This window comes from Brenneria rubrifaciens (assembly GCF_005484945.1).
Lineage (GTDB): Bacteria > Pseudomonadota > Gammaproteobacteria > Enterobacterales > Enterobacteriaceae > Brenneria > Brenneria rubrifaciens.
Map to the genome: position 1 here is coordinate 1,996,787 of NZ_CP034035.1, position 19,165 is coordinate 2,015,951.

A 19,165-nucleotide genomic window follows, 5' to 3' on the forward strand; every position below is an offset into this window, starting at 1 on the left:
GAGAGCGATCACTGAGGTTGTATTAGTAATTTGTTCAAAAAAAATCAGGCAACCTGGGTCGCCTGAATTTTTCGTCTACAACAGATATTATTCTGTTACGACATTTTCAACTTGCACAGGTCCATACCAACCGCCGCCGAAACCCCAACCGGGGCCCCAGCCTCGGCCGTATCGACCTTCCCACCCCCACGGGCCGTAAGCGCCGGGCGGCATCATCACCTGTTGTGTCACGTTCCAGCGTTTGTACCCCTGCACTTCCACCACCACAAAGCGGTAAGGTTTATTGCCGATGGAGCCTTGCTCAGAGCCCGTAATGGGGCCGACGACGGTAACCAATCGATCCTGAAAATCAACCGGCTCAAGGAAGCGATTCACATAGGCAATAAAGCGCCCTTCAGAAGGCTGATTCAGCCGCGGTCTGGCGCCGCTGTCGAGTGGCAGACTGACGATTTCCAATCGGGTTCGGTTGGCGTCATTATGAATATTGACCACCCGGCCGCCAAAGCGGGACGCCTGGCCGACATAAAGTTGCGGCGCATTCATTACCCGCACCAGATCGTCCTGAGGCGTCGGAGAGGTTCCCTTAATCGCATCAGGCACGCTGACGCAGCCAGCAAGCATTGAAACAGCGGCAACGGCGATCCCCTGCCATACGAACTGTGCCAGCCATTTTTTGCGCTTCATATGCATTATAATCGCTGTCATGACATACACCTTTTTTAAGGTCTGATAATAAGAGGATAACGCATCGAATTAGTTGCCGTTTTCTCGCGGTTGGAAACGGCTGTAACCGTCATCCAGTCCAGCGAATCGCGTTGAAATTCAACGCCCAGGCAGTTTTTTCCAGGCCACCTCGTTACGCAGGTAACACGGCTGGGCCTGTTCAACACTCACCGCTTTTCCGGCCCGCCATTGCGCAAGCGCCAGTGGCAATAGGTCTTCGGCCTGTGGCAACGGCATCTCGCCGTCACGCAAGGTCAACGCGGCTCGATTCACCAGATCGGGATAGGTTTGCCAGCCTGTTCCTACCGTTGCCCACTCGCCACGCAGTTCAGCCGTCAATGTTTGCACCTGCTGTGGCGTCAGAACGGCCTCGGAAGATTCGCCTTGCCAGACGCCATCGACGCTACGCTGGTAGTGCGCCCAGTAAACCTCGCCCATCCGGGCATCAATCGCGGCCAACACCTGAGAAGCATTAACCCGACGAAACGCGCCCTGCGCCATCGTCGCCAATGTGGAAACGCCAATCATAGGCAGTTCCGCGCCCAGCGCCAGGCCTTGTGCGATGCCGATACCGATTCGCACGCCGGTAAAACTGCCTGGACCCTGACCAAACGCCACCGCATCCAGTTCGCCAAGCGTTAAACCGCTTTCCGCCAGCACCTGCTGAACCATTGGCAACACTCGCTGAGTATGCTCACGGGGACAAACTTCAAACACAGAATGAATTTCACCATCATTCCAGAGCGCGACAGAACAGGCTTCCGTCGCGGTATCAAGCGCTAGAATTCGCGTAGACATGCCAACCTCAGGCGGGATAAATAAATCTTAACGGCGCACATAATAGCATAACACCCTGTGTCCCCGTCATCATCCAAGCCACTGTCCTGCACCTTGACACCTACCGTTCGCTGGCAATAGCTATGCTTTTTGATTAATAAACTCAATAACCTGCGCCATATCGCGCGTGCGGGGGGCGGGGGGCAGACTGTTAAGGAACACAGCGCCATAAGGTCGCATTACCAACCGGCTATCGCAAATCACCAACACGCCGCGATCGTCTGTATCGCGAATCAGGCGACCAACGCCCTGTTTCAGGGTAATCACCGCATCAGGCAGTTGTACGTCATCAAATGGCTCTCCGCCACGCAGACGACAATCTTCGATACGCGCTTTCAATAAGGGATCGTCCGGTGAAGTAAAAGGCAATTTATCGATGATCACACAAGACAAAGCATCGCCGCGCACGTCAACGCCTTCCCAGAAGCTGCTGGTCGCCACCAGAAGCGCATTCCCTGCTGACACGAACTGCGACAGCAACTGCGATTTGCCGGTTTCCCCCTGCAACAGCACGGGTAATGTCAGCGTGGCGCGGAATTCGGCGGCCAGATCGCGCATCATTTGATGCGATGTACACAGCATAAAACAGCGCCCCTGATTGGCTTCAATCAACGGACGCAATAGGGCTGCCAGCTTACGCGCGGCGCCCGGCTGGTTGGTTTCCGGCAGATAACGCGGCACACAAAGCAGCGCCTGCCTCGCGTAGTCGAACGGACTGGGCAGCAACAGCGTACTGGCCTCGTCCAGCCCCAGGCGATCGGTAAAATGTTTCAACTGTTCGTTGACGGAGAGCGTCGCAGAGGTAAATACCCATGCCGCCTGTTTTTCTTTCATCAGTTCACGGAAGCGATCGGCAACCGACAGCGGCGTCAACGCCAACACAAAGTGGCGGGAATTGCACTCATACCAGTAGCTGTAACCCGGTTGCCGCACATCCCGCAGGCGTTTCAGCCGGTTGCGGTACAGCGTTGCCCGTTCAAAGGCGGCATCGAGCAGCGCAGAGCGTCCCAATGAAAGTTTGGCCACGTCGTAGCAGAGTTCCAGCGCGTCATCCAATAAGACCAGCGTATGCTGAAGAGCAGGCTGGCTAAGCACGTCGCGCAGATTGCCGCGAAAGCCGGGATCGCCCAACGCCAGGCGAAAATCCTGCGTACTCTGGCTCAGACGATCGGCGCTTTTCTGTAGCTGAGCCGCATCCCGCACCTCAGTTCGATAGGCGATAATGATGTCCTTCGCCAAATCCAACAGTTGCCGGCTGGAAAGCTGCTGACCAAAGTACTGACTGGCAATATCGGGAATCTGGTGTGCCTCATCAAAAATGACCACGTCACTTTCCGGGATCAATTCGGCAAAACCGCTTTCTTTCACCACCCTATCCGCCAGATACAGATGGTGATTCACCACCACGATATCCGCATCCATCGCCTTGCGGCGGGCTTTTACCACGAAACACTCTTTGTATCGCGGACAATCGCCCCCCAGACAGTTATCGTTGGTACTGGTCACCAGCGGCCAAACCGGACTGTCCTCCGCCACCCCGTTACAGGTGGTCACGTCGCCTTCCGTGGTTTCAGAAGCCCAGCCCCGTAACCGTACCAGCTCACTGAGAGTTTGCGGGGATAAATCTCCGCCAGCCAGTGATTGCTGCTCAAGTCGCTCGAGACAAAGGTAATTGGAACGGCCTTTAAGCAGCGCCAGCTTTCCCTTGTATTTCAGTGCCTGCGCCACCGTCGGTAAATCCCGACTGTAGAGCTGATCCTGCAAGGCTTTCGACCCCGTTGAGATGATGACTTTCTTTTTCGAGCGCAGTGCAGGCGCCAGATAAGCGTAGGTTTTCCCGGTGCCGGTTCCTGCCTCCACCACCACCGCCTGCTTACTGTTGATGGCCTGAATCACCGCCTGTGCCATTTGCCGTTGCGGTTCACGCGGTTTGAATCCGCTGATGGCTTTGGCTAACGCCCCATTGGTGGCAAAATCATCAATTACACGATCGCTTGTCACGCTCTCTCTCTTAAATCAGATTCAGACTGCCGGCGCTATCCCCTGATCCCGCCGGGCTGATTATGCCAATACTTCGTTTAAACCACATCAGGAGAGGAAAAACGGTCAGTGTTCTTCCTCTTCTTCGCCATCGTCAAACGTCGCATCGGGATCTTCCTGGCCGCTGTCCCGATCGTCCTCGTCATCGAACATTGCGGTGACACTGTCACCCTTATGGGATTCACGAATTTCCGCCGCGACTCGCGCAATCGCCTGACCACTGCTCATTCCCTGCGACATCAGTTCCTGAATACGTTCCACCGCTTCTTGTTGCTGTTGATGCGTCAGCGCGGGCATGCCTGTAATCATGATAAATTCCTGGTTACCAACCTGGCGCGTATCATCGCACGCTCCTTCAGTCATACACCAGCGCTTATGGTTTGTGATACGCTAGCCGATCTGAATAGCCAAACAGACAGAAACAGCATAAACGTCACCTGCCAAGTATGAAATTACATGAAAAGCCTCCAGGCTCCTCCTTTGTCTATCACTCGCTCCCCTATCAGCCGGGTGCGCTATTGGCGCGCTTTGCGCCCTTTTCACAACAGCCGTGGGCGATGCTGTTGCATTCAGGCTTTGCCGATCACCCCCATAACCGTTTCGACATCATGGTCGCCGACCCGCGGGTTACGCTCTCCACCCGCGGCGGAAAAACCGCGATAACGCGCGACGAAACCACCCAAGTCGTGGAAGGCGATCCGTTCGCGCTGTTACAGCAAGCCCTGGAACAACTCGGCATTACCGCGCAAAGGCATCCTGACTTCCCTTTTCAGGGCGGCGCCCTGGGCTTGTTCGGCTACGATTTGGGGCGTTGTGTTGAAACATTGCCCGTTCAGGCGGAACGGGACATTGATTTACCTGATATGGCCGTCGGTCTCTATGACTGGGCATTGGTTGCGGATCATCAACGTCAGACGCTAACACTGATCGTACAAGGCGCGGAAGGTTCGCTTCAGGATCGGCTCGCCTGGCTGACTGCGTCGCCTGCCGATGACGTTCGGTCAACGTTTCAACTTCGCGCCCCCTGGCGCACGAACATGCGCCGCGAGGAGTACGGCGTTAAATTCGATAAAATACAGGATTATCTGCTGACGGGAGATTGCTATCAGGTCAATCTGGCTCAGCGTTTCTGCGCGGAATATGAAGGCGATGAATGGCAGGCGTTTCTGCGCCTGTCGGAAGGGAATAAAGCGCCCTTTTCCGCCTTTATCCGTTTACCTGAAAATACGGTGATCAGCGTCTCTCCCGAGCGTTTCCTGTGGCTGGAAAATCACCGCATTCAGACCCGGCCGATCAAAGGCACGTTGCCACGGTTGTCTGACCAAGATGCGGACACCTTGCAGGCCGAACGCCTGGCGCACTCCGAAAAAAATCGCGCGGAGAATCTGATGATCGTGGATTTGCTGCGAAACGATATCGGCCGCGTGGCGGTGCCGGGCAGCGTCCGTGTAACAGAGTTGTTCGCCGTTGAACCCTTCCCGGCCGTCCATCATCTGGTCAGCACTATTGAAGCGCGGCTCCCGGATACGTGTCACGCCCTCGCGCTGCTGCGGGCCTGTTTCCCTGGCGGCTCCATAACCGGCGCGCCCAAGATACGGGCGATGCAGATTATCGAAGAACTGGAACCGCAACGACGTAATGCCTATTGCGGCAGTATTGGCTATCTGAGTGTTTGCGGCACCATGGACACCAACATCGCCATCCGCACATTATTAACCGAACAGGGAAAAATATACTGCTGGGCAGGCGGCGGCATTGTGGCTGACAGTCAGGAGCAGGCGGAATATCAGGAAACCTTTGATAAAGTCGGCCGCATTTTATCCATATTGGATCAACAGCCAAACAATCAGGTGCAAAGTTGTGACCCATCCAGTCATTGACAGACAAACCGCGTCAGCGCCATTTGATTTGGCGGCGTTTATTACCCGTTTTCAACTGCAAACCTTACGGCCCCATTCCCCGGCGTATCAACAACGCCAGGCGGCCGTACTGGTGCCGATCGTTTGTCGTCCTTCCCCAACATTACTGCTGACCCGGCGCGCGCCGGATTTGCGAAAACACGCCGGTCAGGTGGCGTTTCCCGGTGGCAGCGCCGACCAGGAAGATGGCTCGCCGATCGCGACGGCGCTGCGTGAAGCGCAGGAGGAAGTCGCCATCCCGCCGCAAAATGTGCAGGTGCTCGGCACCTTGCCGCCCGTAGACAGCGTCAGTGGATTTCAGGTTACGCCGGTTGTCGGACTGATCTCACCCCAGACGCGTTTTCACCCCAATGAAAGTGAAGTGGCGGAACTGTTTGAAATCCCGCTGGAGGAGGCCTTTGCCCTGACGCGTTATTACCCGCTGGATATCGAACGACAGCAAAAGCGCCATCGTGTTTACCTCTCCTGGTATCAGCGGCGGTTTGTCTGGGGATTGACTGCCTCCATCATCCGCCAACTCGCCCTGCATGTTGCCAGTACGCCATAAATACCCTTTATCTCTCTGATATAGCGTGTATTGTGAACCAGCATAAGTTTATTTCATGCGAAAAAGAAAACTCTGCAACATATTCCACACTACAATAGCGCGATTTAACGAGTTTTATTCTAGCTTTAAGGTATAAGCTAAGCTTTTTAAGGAGTTCCGCGTGATAAGCGTTTTCGACATGTTTAAAATCGGTATTGGCCCTTCTAGCTCTCATACGGTTGGGCCGATGAAAGCCGGTAAGCAATTTGTCGATGAGTTGATAAATCAGGACTTGCTGACCGCCACCACGCGCATTGCCGTCGATGTCTATGGCTCGCTGTCATTAACGGGGAAAGGCCACCACACCGATATCGCCATCATCATGGGGCTGGCGGGCAATATGCCTGACACGGTCGATATTGACGCGATACCGGGGTTTATCCGGGATGTCGAACAGCGCGAGCGTCTGTTAGTGGCGGAAGGGCTACATGAAGTTGACTTCCCACGCGAAGGCGGCATGGTTTTCCACAGCGAAAACCTGCCGTTGCATGAAAATGGCATGACGATCGCGGCCTATGCCGGCAGCAAAGAAATTTACGGCAAAACCTATTACTCCATCGGCGGGGGGTTCATCGTTGATGAAACCAACTTCGGAAAATCCTCGCTGACCGAAGTCGCTGTCCCCTATGCGTTCCATTCCGCCAAAGTAATGCTGGAGCATTGCAGACGAAGCGGTCTCTCGCTGTCCGGTATGGTGATGCGTAACGAACTGGCGTTGCACAGCCGCCAGGACATTGAAGATTATTTCGCGGCCATCTGGCAGACCATGCGGACATGTATTGACCGAGGCGTGAACACCGAGGGCGTGCTGCCGGGGCCGTTGCGCGTTCCACGCCGTGCCTCCGCCCTGCGCCGCATTCTGGTTTCATCGGACCAACACTCTAACGATCCGATGAACGTCGTGGATTGGGTGAATATGTTTGCGCTGGCGGTGAATGAGGAAAACGCGGCGGGCGGACGCGTGGTGACCGCGCCAACCAACGGTGCATGCGGCATCGTCCCGGCGGTGTTGGCCTACTATGACCACTTCATCGAACCGGTAGGGCCAGGCATTTATATCCGCTATTTTCTCGCCGCGGGCGCCGTTGGCATTTTGTACAAAATGAACGCGTCGATCTCCGGGGCGGAAGTGGGCTGTCAGGGGGAAGTGGGCGTCGCCTGTTCCATGGCGGCGGCGGGTTTGGCCGAGCTGATGGGCGCCAGCCCGGAGCAGGTTTGTATCGCGGCTGAAATCGGGATGGAACACAATTTGGGATTAACCTGCGATCCGGTTGCCGGTCAGGTTCAGGTTCCCTGCATCGAGCGAAACGCCATCGCCTCGGTGAAAGCGATCAATGCCGCCCGAATGGCCATGCGCCGCACCAGCGAACCCCGCGTCTCGCTGGATAAGGTCATAGAAACCATGTATGAAACGGGTAAAGACATGAATGCCAAATACCGTGAAACCTCCCGCGGCGGTTTGGCGATCAAGGTTCAGTGCGATTAAATTCAAGAAAAACCCGCGATTAAAGGCGGAAAAGGATACGGCTTGCCGATTCACCAGCAAGCCGTATGGATGGGATTTAGCCGCAACACCGTCGGCTGGCGAGCGGCAATGTTGCGCACAAATCGTTATGACGCGTCGTCGTCTTCAACCGGATCGGCGATTTTCTCCACCCTCACCAATTCAATACGGTATTCCGAGACTTCACGAATCTGGAAACGTAGTTGATGCAGTTCGATGATTTCCCCCACTTTCGGGAACTCGTCGCTATTTGCCAGCAACAGCCCTGCCAGAGAAGCATAATCCTCTTTTGGACTCACCAGATCGCTGCTGTTGACCACCTGCTGCAACGAATGCAGGTCCGTTCCCCCTTTAACCAACCAGCCGTCGCCGTCAACCACAATATCCAGCGTTTCATCCTCGTCCGGAAATTCACCGGCAATCGCTTCCAGTACATCCAACGGCGTCACCAGTCCCTGCACCACGCCAAACTCATTGCTCACCATGACCAGGCTGCCTTTGGCACGGCGTAAGACAGGAAGCAGATTAATCACGTCCAGGGTTTCCGGCACGACGATAGGCGGCGTTGCCGCCGCGAAGCTTTCGACATCGGCGTGCGTTTCAAGCACAACCAGCAGATCCTTGGCACGCACCACGCCGACCAACTCATCCAGCGAACCGCGACATACCGGAAATAGGCTGTGCGGCGTATCCAGCAGTTGCAAGCGAATATCTTCCACGGAGCGATCGCAGTCCACCCAAGAAATTTCGGTACGCGGCGTCATGACGCTGCGCAAAGAACGGGACGCCAACGTCAGCACGCCGTTGATCATGTAGCGCTCTTCCTCGGCGAAGGTATCCGTCGTCACTTTTTGCGGTTCGTCGTCGATTTCCTCCGTCGTTTTGCGGGTTCCCATCAGGCGCAAAATCGCCTCGGCGGTACGCTCGCGCAAAGGACGCCGCGACTGATGCTTTATGAAGTTATGACGGGCAATCTGGTTGAACAGTTCGATCAGGATCGAGAAGCCAATCGCAGCGTACAGATAGCCTTTGGGAATATGAAAACCGAAGCCTTCCGCCATCAGACTCAAACCGATCATCAGCAGGAAGCTGAGACAGAGCACCACCACCGTCGGGTGCGCGTTGACAAAATTGGTCAGCGGCTTGGAGGCCAGCAGCATAACCCCCATCGCAATAATCACGGCGGTCATCATCACGCCGAGGTGATTGACCATGCCCACGGCCGTAATCACGGCATCAAGTGAGAACACCGCATCCAGTATGACAATCTGTGCCACTACCGCCCAGAAACTGGCATGGGCGCGATGACCATTTTCGTCATGGGATTTACTTTCCAGCCGTTCATGCAACTCCATCGTCGCCTTGAACAGCAGGAACACCCCCCCGAACAGCAGAATCAGATCCCGGCCGGAGAAACTGAAATCGCCCACGCTGAACAAGGGACGAGTCAACGTCACCATCCAGGAAATCAAAGATAGCAGGCCCAGACGCATCAGCAACGCCAGCGACAGACCGATAATGCGGGCTTTATCTCGCTGCTTGGGTGGCAATTTATCCGCCAGAATCGCGATAAACACCAAATTGTCGATACCCAGAACAATTTCAAGTACCACCAGCGTCAATAGCCCTGCCCAGATTGAAGGATCCAGCAAAAATTCCATGTCAGACTCCCAAAAATGAACGAGCAGATGACTTCAATGCGTCATCGACATTGAATGGTAATAGAAAGAATTGGAATGAATCAGAGTAACTCAGGGAATGGTCGGAAAAACCAACCGAGTACAGAAAACCACCAGCATGCGCAGGTAAACGGTTAACGTTTTGTCGGTGACAGTCCATGGGAAGGGCTGATGCCCAGTGCTCCTAAGCAATTTAACGGAAGATTACTCTAACAGGTTGTCCGGTTTTTTCACAAAGATTTTCTTACACCTTTTGAGTGATAAATACAGAAAGCATGGGCGTGGTTTTTCTGCTTGCGGGTAAGGCGATCGTCAGCCGATGACAGCCGTGAGACATCGCCTCTTCACCCCAATACTTTTTTCACGCAGGTTTTAAACACGCTGACGCCAAGGGCCATCGCTTCAAGGTCGAAACGCATATCAGGATGGTGCAGACCCGGCGTCAGGTTGGCGCCCAGCCCCCAGAATCCGCATTTAACCTGCGGTCGCGCCCGCGCGTAGTGGAAGAAATCCTCGCTGCCAGGCGTAAATTTTGGCTCAGTTACTCCATCCGCGCCCAATACGTCCGCAATGGCGTCGGCAATCAAGTCGGTTACCTGATCATCAACCACCGCCGCCGGCATTTCCTTTATCACACGAATCTCAGCAGTCGCCCCCAGCGCCGCCACGCTGTGCTCAATCGCTCTGATGACTTTGGCCTTCAATTCATCCATCGGCTCATTATATTGCGCGCGCAGATCCCAGCACACGCGGGCGTCGGCGGGCACCGAGTTAGTGACGCCGGCATCGCAGATAAACCGTGTCGCCTTGACGCTGTATGTCAGCGTCGGCGCCAGATGAATCATATTGACAGCCTGCACTGCCGCCGCCGCCGCATCCAGCGCGTTCACGCCCAAATGCGGGCGAGCCGCGTGGGACGGCACTCCGGCGATCGACGCCTCGATGGTCGCGCAGGATGAATACAGCATTGCCGGCACAGCCTGCCCCAGCGGGCACTCTTCAAGAGGACGCAGGTGAAAACCGAGTAATATATCAACATCGTCAATGGCGCCCCCCGCGACCATAGCCAGCGCCCCCGTTCCCAGTTCCTCCGCCGGCTGGAACAGGATCTTTAAACGACCTTTTTTAACTATCCCTTCATTCATCACCTCCTGAGCGGTGGTCAGTACCACCGAGGCGTGCGCATCATGCCCGCAGGTATGTCGCGCGACCGGCTCACCGTCAATGATGTGGCCAAGCGCATCCATATCGGCACGCAGCGCCATCACGGGACCCGGTATGCCGCTGTCCAGTTCAGCGACAATCCCCGTCGTCCCATTTACCTGGCGCGTAACGGCAAAACCCTCGCGCGCCAACTCGTGCGCGAGATATGACGAGGTTTTAACCTCTTGAAAACCCAACTCAGGGATTTGATGCAAATGTTGATAATGTTCGCGCGTTTTCGACACTGGCTTATCTCCGGCAAAAGGTTGGAAATAATCAATGGATAAGGTACACAGACTGATACCGGTGAGGTAAGAACGTTATCTTATCCATCAGCCAGGGGCCTGCTCACCCCGCTTGATAGCGGCCCGGTTTGTGCCAGTTCATCAACATCGCATTCATCGCCAGTGCGCTGATCGCGGACCAGAAAAGCAGCATGGCGGACATATTGATCAGTGACAGCGAGAACACCAGTAGGTCCAGCAGCATCTGAGTTTTGCCGACGTTCATATTGAAACGCCGGTACAGCCACAGGGTGACGACGCCCGTGCCCCCCACCGACGCGTTGTGACGGGCGAGAGAAAGAATCCCCATGCCGAGAAATGTGCCGCCAATCAACGCGGAAAACAGCGGATGGATATAGCTGATGGTAATAAAATGAGGAATACCTTGTGTAGCGAGGCTGAGAGCCAGATTGACGATCAGCGTTTTCAGCGTGAAAGCGCGGCCCATACTGAAGTAACAAAAAATCATGAACGGGATATTGGCTACTACAAACAGCAGGCCGATTGAAAGCGGGACATAATAGGAAATCAGTAACGCAATACCGGCAATGCCGCCAGTAACCATGCCGGAAAGCTTGAGCATATTCAGCCCCACCGCTATAAACATCACACCCAGCGTCAGACCGTAAATATCATCTTTCAACGTATGGGCGGTGACAACCTCAACGCACTCGCCCGGCTCTTTTTGTCGCGCAACCGATTTTCTTAGCACACGCATTAGTCTCATTCTCACCGAACGTTTCCAGCCATAAGAAATGCATATATTTGCATTTTACTCGCCTGACGATTCACTTAACGCGCTTAAATTAACATTGATTACTGAGTGAGTTTTAACTAAAAATAACCTTTATTATGCCAATGATGAGTGATTTAACCTCATTATAAATAGAAAAAAGCGAGTATTACCTCATGAAAATCGATCGCATCGATGCACAAATATTGAATGAGTTACAGCATGATGCCAGATTAAAAACCACCGAACTGGCGGAGCGGATTTGCCTGTCGGCCACGCCGTGTACCCGTCGGCTCAAAAACCTGGAAGATCGCGGCGTGATCGAGCAATATGTCGCGCTGCTCGATCAGGAAAAAGCGGGGTTTCCGGTAAACGCTTATATCTCGCTGACGCTGGAGCCGAAATCAGAGACAACCTTCCACAAGTTTGAACGACAGATTGCCACGTTTGATGAAGTGATGGAGTGCCACTTGATGTCCGGCAGTCATGATTTCATGCTGCGGGTGGTCGCCGCTAGCCTGTCGGATTTCGAGCGTTTTCTACAAAAGAAATTGATCAAGATTGAGGGATTACGAGATGTTCAAACCTCCTTTTCCCTGCGGCGGTTGGTTTATAAAACCGCGCTCCCCGTGAAAACCAGACTATAAGTGAAAATATCACCATCTCGCGCATTCAAATCGATTTCCCGCTTATAGACCAAGCGCGCAGATAAAACGTGCGTAACTCATTAATAACCATTTTTTAACTGAGCAGCATTAGAGCAATATCACACTATTTATTTTTTCGATGGCTAAAATAATTCTGTCGAACCGTAGTGTTACGTTTAGTCGCCAGCCTTGACTCGCTGACTGAATTAAATAAACGGTCACATTAATTACCCGACCACGTCAGCGAGTTGAATTTTAACGACCATACTGATACCGCGACGGTTAACTTTCAACACATGAGCGTTAACCCTGTTTCCTGACACATTACACATTCAATTTGATCGTGAATAATGAGGAGGTAGCAAGTGAGTATTGCGATAATGTTATGCACTCACGGAGCCACTGCGGGGCCGTTGTTAAAAACAGCAGAAATGATCCTTGGTGAACAGAGTAATGTCGCCTGGATCGATTTCGTCCCCGGAGAGAACGCTGAAACATTAATAGAAAAATATCAGGATAAATTATCCCAATTAGACACGTCGAACGGCGTATTGTTCTTGGTCGATACCTGGGGAGGCAGCCCGTTCAACGCGGCCAGCCGCCTGGTGACGGACAAGGAAAATCATGAAGTTATCGCCGGGGTTAATATTCCCATGCTGGCGGAAACCTTTATGGCGCGTGATGATAATCCTGCATTCGCCGATCTGGTTTCCATTGCCCTTGAAGCGGGCAGAGATGGCGTCAAAGCGCTGAAGCAGCAAAAACCCGTCGCGCCCGCCTCCGCACCGCCGAAAGCGCAAGCTACCGCCCCCGCCCCTGTCAGCGGAACTGGCGGACATATGACGATCGGGTTGGCCCGTATTGATGACCGTTTAATTCACGGTCAGGTGGCTACTCGCTGGACTAAAGAAACCAACGTTTCACGCATTATTGTGGTCAGTGACGAAGTTGCCGCCGACCACGTGCGTAAAACACTGCTGACCCAGGTTGCCCCGCCGGGCGTTACGGCGCATGTGGTGGATGTCGCCAAAGCCATTCGCGTTTATGACAACCCGAAATATGCCTCCGATCGTGTCATGTTGTTATTTACTAATCCAACCGATGTCTTAACGCTGGTTGAAAATGGCGTAAAAATAACATCCGTTAATATTGGCGGAATGGCTTACCGTCAGGGGAAAACCCAGGTCAATAATGCGGTCTCTATCGACGAAAAAGATATTGCCGCGTTTAGAGAACTGGATAAAAAGGGAATTGAATTAGAAGTCAGAAAAGTGTCATCGGATACCAAGCTCAAAATGATGGACTTAATTAATAAGTTGGCTCGTTAACACTATCATGGGTCAATGCAAACATTGGTTAACATAATCAATCAAAATCGCTGTGTAACGATCTATTTTACTCAGAAACATATTCCATAGGAGAAGTACAATGGAGATTACCACACTTCAAATTGTGCTGATATTTATCGTCTCTTGCGTCTCGGGGATGGGATCGATTCTTGACGAATTTCAGTTCCACCGTCCGCTGGTGGCTTGTACGCTTATCGGCGCCGTTCTGGGTGATTTGCAAACCGGGATTATAATCGGTGGTACGCTGGAAATGATCGCCCTCGGCTGGATGAATATCGGGGCGGCCGTTGCGCCTGATGCTGCGCTGGCTTCAATTATCTCGACCATTCTGGTTATTGCCGGCGGACAGAGCGTGGGAGCGGGGATTGCGCTGGCCATTCCGCTGGCCGCCGCAGGACAGGTTCTGACGATCATTGTCCGAACCATCACCGTCGCCTTCCAGCATGCCGCTGACAGCGCGGCTGAACGCGGCAGTTTAAGCGCGATTAGCTGGCTTCACGTCTCCGCCCTGTTGCTTCAGGCGATGCGTATCGCTATCCCTGCCGTAATCGTCGCAATTTCCGTCGGCACGGATGCCGTTCACGCCATACTGAACTCCATTCCAGACGTCGTGACCAACGGCCTGAATATTGCGGGCGGCATGATTGTCGTTGTCGGTTACGCCATGGTCATCAACATGATGCGCGCGGGCTACCTGATGCCGTTCTTCTATCTCGGTTTTGTGACCGCCGCGTTCACCGACTTCAACCTGGTCGCATTGGGTGTGATTGGTATCGTGATGGCCGTGCTGTATATCCAACTGAGCCCGAAATACAACAAGTCTTCGGGTCTACCGGTGGCCGCCGGCAGCAACGATCTTGACAATGAACTGGACTAAGAGGAGTGAGAAAAATGGGTGAAACAACTGAAGTCAAAAAACTCACTGCCGGCGATATTCGCGCGGTGTTCATTCGCTCCAATCTCTTCCAGGGTTCATGGAACTTTGAACGTATGCAGGCGCTGGGGTTCTGTTTCTCCATCGTGCCGGTGATCCGTCGTCTTTATCCTGAGAATTCGGAAGATCGCAAGCAGGCGATTAAGCGCCATCTGGAATTTTTCAACACCCAGCCGTTTGTTGCCGCCCCGGTACTTGGCGTGACCATGGCAATGGAAGAGCAGCGTGCCAACGGCGCACCCATTGATGACGGGGCTATCAACGGGCTTAAAGTCGGTCTGATGGGGCCGTTGGCCGGCGTGGGCGACCCGATATTTTGGGGTACGGCCCGGCCTGTGTTCGCCGCACTGGGGGCCGGTATCGCCATGAGCGGCAGCCTGCTGGGGCCAGTGCTCTTCTTTGTACTGTTTAATCTGGTGCGTCTGCTGGTGCGTTACTACGGGGTTGCTTATGGTTATCGCAAAGGCGTGGATATCGTTAACGATATGGGCGGCGGCTTCCTGCAAAAGTTGACGGAGGGGGCATCCATTCTCGGCTTGTTTGTCATGGGGGCGCTGGTTAACAAATGGACCCACGTCAACGTCCCGCTCGTGGTATCGCGGGTCACCAACCAGAATGGTGAGACCACGGTAACCACGGTTCAGTCGATTCTCGATCAACTCATGCCGGGATTGATTCCTTTGCTGTTGACATTCGGCTGTATGTGGCTGCTCAGGCGTAAAGTGAACGCGCTGTGGCTCATCATCGGATTCTTTGCCATCGGTATATTTGGCTATTGGATTGGTCTGCTAGGCGTGTAATCTGTCAAATCGCCGGGTAACCCTCGGCGATATCTTCCTAAAGCCGCCCTGGTTCACGATGCAGGTGCCCGGTCCTTCGATGCTGATAGCTGCCCATGGAGTCTCTCATGACGTTTACGGATATCGTTCTGGTGATGCTGATCGGACTGGCGCTGTTTTATGCCGTTTACGTTGAATTCATTCTGGATCAGCTGAAGGGTAAAACACAGCTACGCGTTGTGCTAAAACGAACAAACCGGCTGGATGCCCTTATTTTCATTGGTCTGGTGGGAATTCTTATTTATAAGAATGTCATGAATAACGGTACGACAATAACCACCGCGCTTTTACTTTTTCTGGCACTCATCGCGTTCTATCTTGCTTATATTCGGCGCCCAAAATTATTGTTCAAATTAACAGGATTCTTTTATGTCAATATATTTATTTCTTATCACCGTATTCAAAATATGAATTTATCAGAAGATGGGATTTTGGTTATTGACCTTGAACAGCGCCGGTTACTAATACACGTCAGTCAGCTTGATGATCTGGAAAAAATATATAATTTTATGATTGAAAATCAATAGGTTAAAAATAAAACATTAAAAAATCGAATTATTATTGAACATAACCATAACGTATTAGTGGTATTATAAACTTATCTTAATCGAAGTTATTTAATGTCTTTTTAGCTACTCTTATTTAAATGAAAACAATTATCAATTGCATCAATTATCCATAGAATATTTATTGTTGTTTGATCCATAATTAATATGTTAAGGTTGCGCCGTCATTGGGGAGTAGCCGGTTTCTGATAATCTTAGCGTCAGAAATGCTCGTATCAACATACTCGTTTCCTATCTGCATAATGGATAGTTCAAACGTGGTGCGGGCGGCCGATTGGCAGGCGAGACCATAGACACGGGGGATCATCATCTGGTTGGGGATGATCTACGTGGATATGGAGAACCGCCCAGCCGAGGCTATTTAAAATGAACTTATCAGCAACCCTTATTCTTGCATTTGGTATGTCTATGGATGCGTTCGCCGCATCTATCGGTAAAGGTGCCGTACTGCACAAACCCCGTTTTCGGGACGCCATACGCACCGGTCTCATCTTCGGTATCATTGAAGCCATTACGCCGTTAATCGGTTGGACCTTAGGTTTTTTTGCCAGCCAGTATATTCTCGAATGGGATCATTGGGTTGCATTCACCTTACTGGTGATCCTCGGCGGCCGTATGATTGCCGAAGGCTTCAAGAAAACAGAAGCCTGCGCGCATGAAAAAATCAAAAAACATAGTCTGGCGCTGCTGATGTGCACTGCGATCGCCACCAGTCTTGATGCGATGGCGATCGGTGTCGGACTGGCTTTCTTGCAGGTCAATATCTTCCACACCGCTATGGTTATCGGTATGGCAACCATGATTATGGTGACGTTCGGCATGCTGATTGGAAGATACATCGGCCCGCTGCTTGGCAAAAAGGCCGAAATAGTAGGCGGCGTAATACTGATAGGTATTGGCTGTAATATCCTCTATGAACATATTGGCAATCTGGCCTGACTTCCCGGTATTTCCTGAAAAATGGGCGGGATCGTAACGATCCCGCCCATTTTTTATAACGGCAATCCCTACACGCTCCCCTGCCGGCCAGCGCAACACGACGAGGCTGGCAATGACCCAATGCGCTGATGCAACCGGATAATAAAGTCTGTCTCACAAATGAATTGCGGCGCATCCTGTAAACGTTGGTTAACCATCGGCGTCGCCCGCCAGGCAAATGGCGTCATCTGCAACAATGCAGCACCTTCCTGCCCCGTCAACTGCATCGGATAGGACAGCGTTTGTTGCTCGACAAGCTCAAATCCCACCAGCGTCTCATCTTTGATCACATGCAACTGCGCCTGCTCGTAGACTTCGGCCTTGAGTTGAAAAAGATGTCGAGGCCCAGGTGATACGGTTATCACCCACCCGCCTATTTTCACCGTGCGCTGCAATTCGGCATCATTGCAGGGGGCATAAATTTTCAATATGGCGTCCAGCGACCGATCGTCGAAAGGCAGACGCAGGCTTGACGCCACGCAAAAATCGACATTCTTATAGCGCTTCGCCGCCTGCTGGATCGCCGCTTTTGAGATATCCAGTCCGTAAACTGTCAGTTCTCTTCGCCATTTCAAACACGCCGCCTGCCCCGCCGTGTAATACCCTTCTCCGCAGCCAATATCCAGCAGGGCGGTCGCGTCTTGCGCTAATTTTTCATCAGCACGCTGCGTCACGAACTCACGCAACGGCTGATAGTGGCCTGCATCCAGAAACGCTCTGCGAGCCCGCATCATCTCGGCACTGTCACCCGGTTGTTTCGAGCGTTTAAATTGCACCGGCAACAAATTCACATAGCCTTCTTTCGCACAGTCAAAACTATGGCGGCCGCATGACCATTGCTGATTTATCCGGTGCAAGGCTTGCTGACACAGTGGGCATTGATAAGACATCAGCACATTTTTCCTACTAAAGATATTTTTTAAATGACGTCACATTTATCGATAAGACGCTATATCACAAAAATGGTGCTGCATTGATAAAAATCAGGCAACAAAAAACCCGCAACATGGCGGGTTTTGCAATGGGAACTGTAAATTACAGCGCAGTAACATTCACTGCTGACGGACCTTTCTGACCATCTTGAATTTCAAACTCTACATTCTGACCTTCAGCCAGTGTTTTGAAGCCGTTACCTTGAATTGCAGAGAAGTGTACGAATACATCTTTGCTACCGTCAGCCGGGGTGATGAAACCAAAACCTTTAGACTCGTTGAACCACTTAACCTGACCTTTCATCTTTGCCATTTCAAATATCCTTTAATTGTTAAACCGCCAGAGGCGTTATACAGACAAACCAAAGTCGTTACTGATTGAGGCACTAAGATAAGGTTCGGCAGAGAAGCGGTATTCAACGCTAACGTTTGTACTCAAGACTTCTTTACTGAAAATGCCATTCATATACAGAACTGTACCTCGTTTTACCCAAATGCGTTATTACACACTCTGTAATCGATAGCAAGCCATTTTTTGTCAGTCGTGGACATACCACACAAATTAGAGCCATCCATCGTTCGGAATTAGGCCGTCATGCGCTAACTTATTCTATTGATAAGATTAAATACATCTAGACTCGAACAGTCCAATCAGTCACCTATAGAGAGATAAGAAAATACAAAGAGAAACACACATGTAGCGAATTATTGGAGCGGCAAATTATAACGATTTATTATAATAATTAGCGTTCTTAAATCCTGGTATAGAGAGATTAAACCAGAGAACAAAGCGCCCCTGCGCCCCACGCCTTATAGAAATATTCGCACTTTATTTCTACTTTTCTTCATTAGCTCACGACCTTCGTTTCAAAGAGAAATGAAAGTGGCTTTTTTGCTGATTTTTATCAATTTTTCCGGTTAATCGACTTGTATCATAACGATAAACAATCCGGCCAACAGCGTCAGTAAAATGATACTTGCTAGCTTCCAGCGTTTTTCTGATTTAGTGCTCATGTCTTTTACACACCTTCCTGATGGAGTTTTATACTGTATATTTAACTTACCAATCTTTTATCGGCAGCTTTGAATGTTTTGTTAATTTTCATCCGACACTTTATCCCCTCATTTCGCTTACTTACCCGTCAGCTCAAAAAGCGCAGATTGCACGCATCATCGTTTCAGTTAGACTTACGTTGCAACATTGAGTACGATTTATTAAATTAGGTCAATATTTTGTAACCGCAAGGAGCATTATGAGTTTTTTGCTCATATGCACGGGCGTACACACAGCCATCACTCTTATCATCAGACACGCAATCACCTTCAACTACCTTTGCTACTCGTTTCCGGCCCTTGACTTAAATGATATTGATAATTATTCTCACCCACCATACTCAAGCTTTGTAAGGATA

19 protein-coding genes are annotated in these 19,165 nt (G+C 51.8%); 9 read left to right on the forward strand and 10 right to left on the reverse strand.

What is annotated here, in order from left to right:
* Positions 1–87: 87 nt before the first annotated feature.
* From EH207_RS09275 to EH207_RS09290, 4 genes are all read right to left on the reverse strand, one after another.
* The gene (locus EH207_RS09275) at positions 88–621 is read right to left on the reverse strand and encodes a Slp family lipoprotein (RefSeq protein WP_246048966.1); all 534 of its coding nucleotides are present in this window, start codon (positions 619–621) and stop codon (positions 88–90) included.
* A gap of 201 nt (positions 622–822) precedes the next feature.
* Positions 823–1,521 carry a tRNA (adenosine(37)-N6)-threonylcarbamoyltransferase complex dimerization subunit type 1 TsaB gene (tsaB, locus tag EH207_RS09280; protein ID WP_137713746.1) on the reverse strand — a complete coding sequence of 233 codons (699 nt, stop codon included), beginning with the start codon at positions 1,519–1,521 and terminating at the stop codon, positions 823–825.
* A gap of 120 nt (positions 1,522–1,641) precedes the next feature.
* Positions 1,642–3,561, reverse strand: coding sequence for a DNA repair helicase YoaA (yoaA, locus tag EH207_RS09285; RefSeq protein ID WP_137713747.1), 1,920 nt, complete (start codon positions 3,559–3,561; stop codon positions 1,642–1,644).
* Positions 3,562–3,666: 105 nt separating this feature from the next.
* Complete coding sequence (locus EH207_RS09290; RefSeq protein WP_137713748.1) at positions 3,667–3,909, reverse strand: YoaH family protein; 243 nt, start codon at positions 3,907–3,909, stop codon at positions 3,667–3,669.
* Positions 3,910–4,046: 137 nt separating this feature from the next.
* Between EH207_RS09290 and pabB the strand changes: the two genes are divergently transcribed.
* The 3 genes from pabB to EH207_RS09305 all read left to right on the forward strand — a co-directional run bounded on the left by pabB (position 4,047) and on the right by EH207_RS09305 (position 7,591).
* Positions 4,047–5,480, forward strand: coding sequence for an aminodeoxychorismate synthase component 1 (gene pabB / locus EH207_RS09295; protein WP_137713749.1), 1,434 nt, complete (start codon positions 4,047–4,049; stop codon positions 5,478–5,480).
* Positions 5,461–6,066, forward strand: coding sequence for a CoA pyrophosphatase (locus EH207_RS09300; protein ID WP_137713750.1), 606 nt, complete (start codon positions 5,461–5,463; stop codon positions 6,064–6,066). The genes pabB and EH207_RS09300 overlap by 20 nt, the downstream gene beginning before the upstream one ends.
* A 160-nt stretch (positions 6,067–6,226) precedes the next feature.
* Positions 6,227–7,591 (forward strand): L-serine ammonia-lyase, encoded by a 1,365-nt coding sequence (locus EH207_RS09305; RefSeq protein ID WP_137713751.1) that lies wholly within the window; start codon positions 6,227–6,229, stop codon positions 7,589–7,591.
* 125 nt (positions 7,592–7,716) lie between these two features.
* On the opposite strand, the gene EH207_RS09310 is transcribed toward EH207_RS09305, so the two are convergent.
* The 3 genes from EH207_RS09310 to EH207_RS09320 all read right to left on the reverse strand — a co-directional run bounded on the left by EH207_RS09310 (position 7,717) and on the right by EH207_RS09320 (position 11,487).
* Positions 7,717–9,270 (reverse strand): TerC family protein, encoded by a 1,554-nt coding sequence (locus EH207_RS09310; protein WP_137713752.1) that lies wholly within the window; start codon positions 9,268–9,270, stop codon positions 7,717–7,719.
* Positions 9,271–9,632: 362 nt separating this feature from the next.
* Positions 9,633–10,736, reverse strand: coding sequence for an amidohydrolase (locus tag EH207_RS09315; RefSeq protein ID WP_137713753.1), 1,104 nt, complete (start codon positions 10,734–10,736; stop codon positions 9,633–9,635).
* Between the two features lie 103 nt (positions 10,737–10,839).
* Positions 10,840–11,487 carry a YitT family protein gene (locus tag EH207_RS09320; RefSeq protein WP_246048954.1) on the reverse strand — a complete coding sequence of 216 codons (648 nt, stop codon included), beginning with the start codon at positions 11,485–11,487 and terminating at the stop codon, positions 10,840–10,842.
* A gap of 197 nt (positions 11,488–11,684) precedes the next feature.
* Between EH207_RS09320 and EH207_RS09325 the strand changes: the two genes are divergently transcribed.
* The 6 genes from EH207_RS09325 to mntP all read left to right on the forward strand — a co-directional run bounded on the left by EH207_RS09325 (position 11,685) and on the right by mntP (position 16,782).
* Positions 11,685–12,155 carry an Lrp/AsnC family transcriptional regulator gene (locus EH207_RS09325; RefSeq protein WP_137713755.1) on the forward strand — a complete coding sequence of 157 codons (471 nt, stop codon included), beginning with the start codon at positions 11,685–11,687 and terminating at the stop codon, positions 12,153–12,155.
* A gap of 365 nt (positions 12,156–12,520) precedes the next feature.
* Positions 12,521–13,483 carry a PTS mannose transporter subunit IIAB gene (gene manX / locus EH207_RS09330; RefSeq protein ID WP_137713756.1) on the forward strand — a complete coding sequence of 321 codons (963 nt, stop codon included), beginning with the start codon at positions 12,521–12,523 and terminating at the stop codon, positions 13,481–13,483.
* Between the two features lie 100 nt (positions 13,484–13,583).
* The gene (locus EH207_RS09335) at positions 13,584–14,381 is read left to right on the forward strand and encodes a PTS mannose/fructose/sorbose transporter subunit IIC (RefSeq protein ID WP_137713757.1); all 798 of its coding nucleotides are present in this window, start codon (positions 13,584–13,586) and stop codon (positions 14,379–14,381) included.
* Positions 14,382–14,395: 14 nt separating this feature from the next.
* The gene (locus EH207_RS09340; RefSeq protein WP_137713758.1) at positions 14,396–15,238 is read left to right on the forward strand and encodes a PTS mannose transporter subunit IID; all 843 of its coding nucleotides are present in this window, start codon (positions 14,396–14,398) and stop codon (positions 15,236–15,238) included.
* Positions 15,239–15,345: 107 nt separating this feature from the next.
* A complete protein-coding gene (locus EH207_RS09345; RefSeq protein WP_137713759.1) occupies positions 15,346–15,804 on the forward strand; it encodes a DUF986 family protein in 459 nt (152 codons plus the stop codon).
* Between the two features lie 405 nt (positions 15,805–16,209).
* A complete protein-coding gene (gene mntP / locus EH207_RS09350; protein ID WP_137713760.1) occupies positions 16,210–16,782 on the forward strand; it encodes a manganese efflux pump MntP in 573 nt (190 codons plus the stop codon).
* A 68-nt stretch (positions 16,783–16,850) separates the two neighbouring features.
* Here mntP and rlmA read toward each other — a convergent pair whose 3' ends face one another.
* The 3 genes from rlmA to EH207_RS09365 all read right to left on the reverse strand — a co-directional run bounded on the left by rlmA (position 16,851) and on the right by EH207_RS09365 (position 18,219).
* Positions 16,851–17,711, reverse strand: a complete 861-nt coding sequence (gene rlmA, locus EH207_RS09355; protein WP_137713761.1) for a 23S rRNA (guanine(745)-N(1))-methyltransferase — start codon at positions 17,709–17,711, stop codon at positions 16,851–16,853.
* 145 nt (positions 17,712–17,856) lie between these two features.
* Positions 17,857–18,066, reverse strand: coding sequence for a transcription antiterminator/RNA stability regulator CspE (gene cspE, locus EH207_RS09360; protein ID WP_137713762.1), 210 nt, complete (start codon positions 18,064–18,066; stop codon positions 17,857–17,859).
* Between the two features lie 36 nt (positions 18,067–18,102).
* Complete coding sequence (locus EH207_RS09365) at positions 18,103–18,219, reverse strand: DUF2627 domain-containing protein (protein WP_137713763.1); 117 nt, start codon at positions 18,217–18,219, stop codon at positions 18,103–18,105.
* Positions 18,220–19,165: the final 946 nt, after the last annotated feature.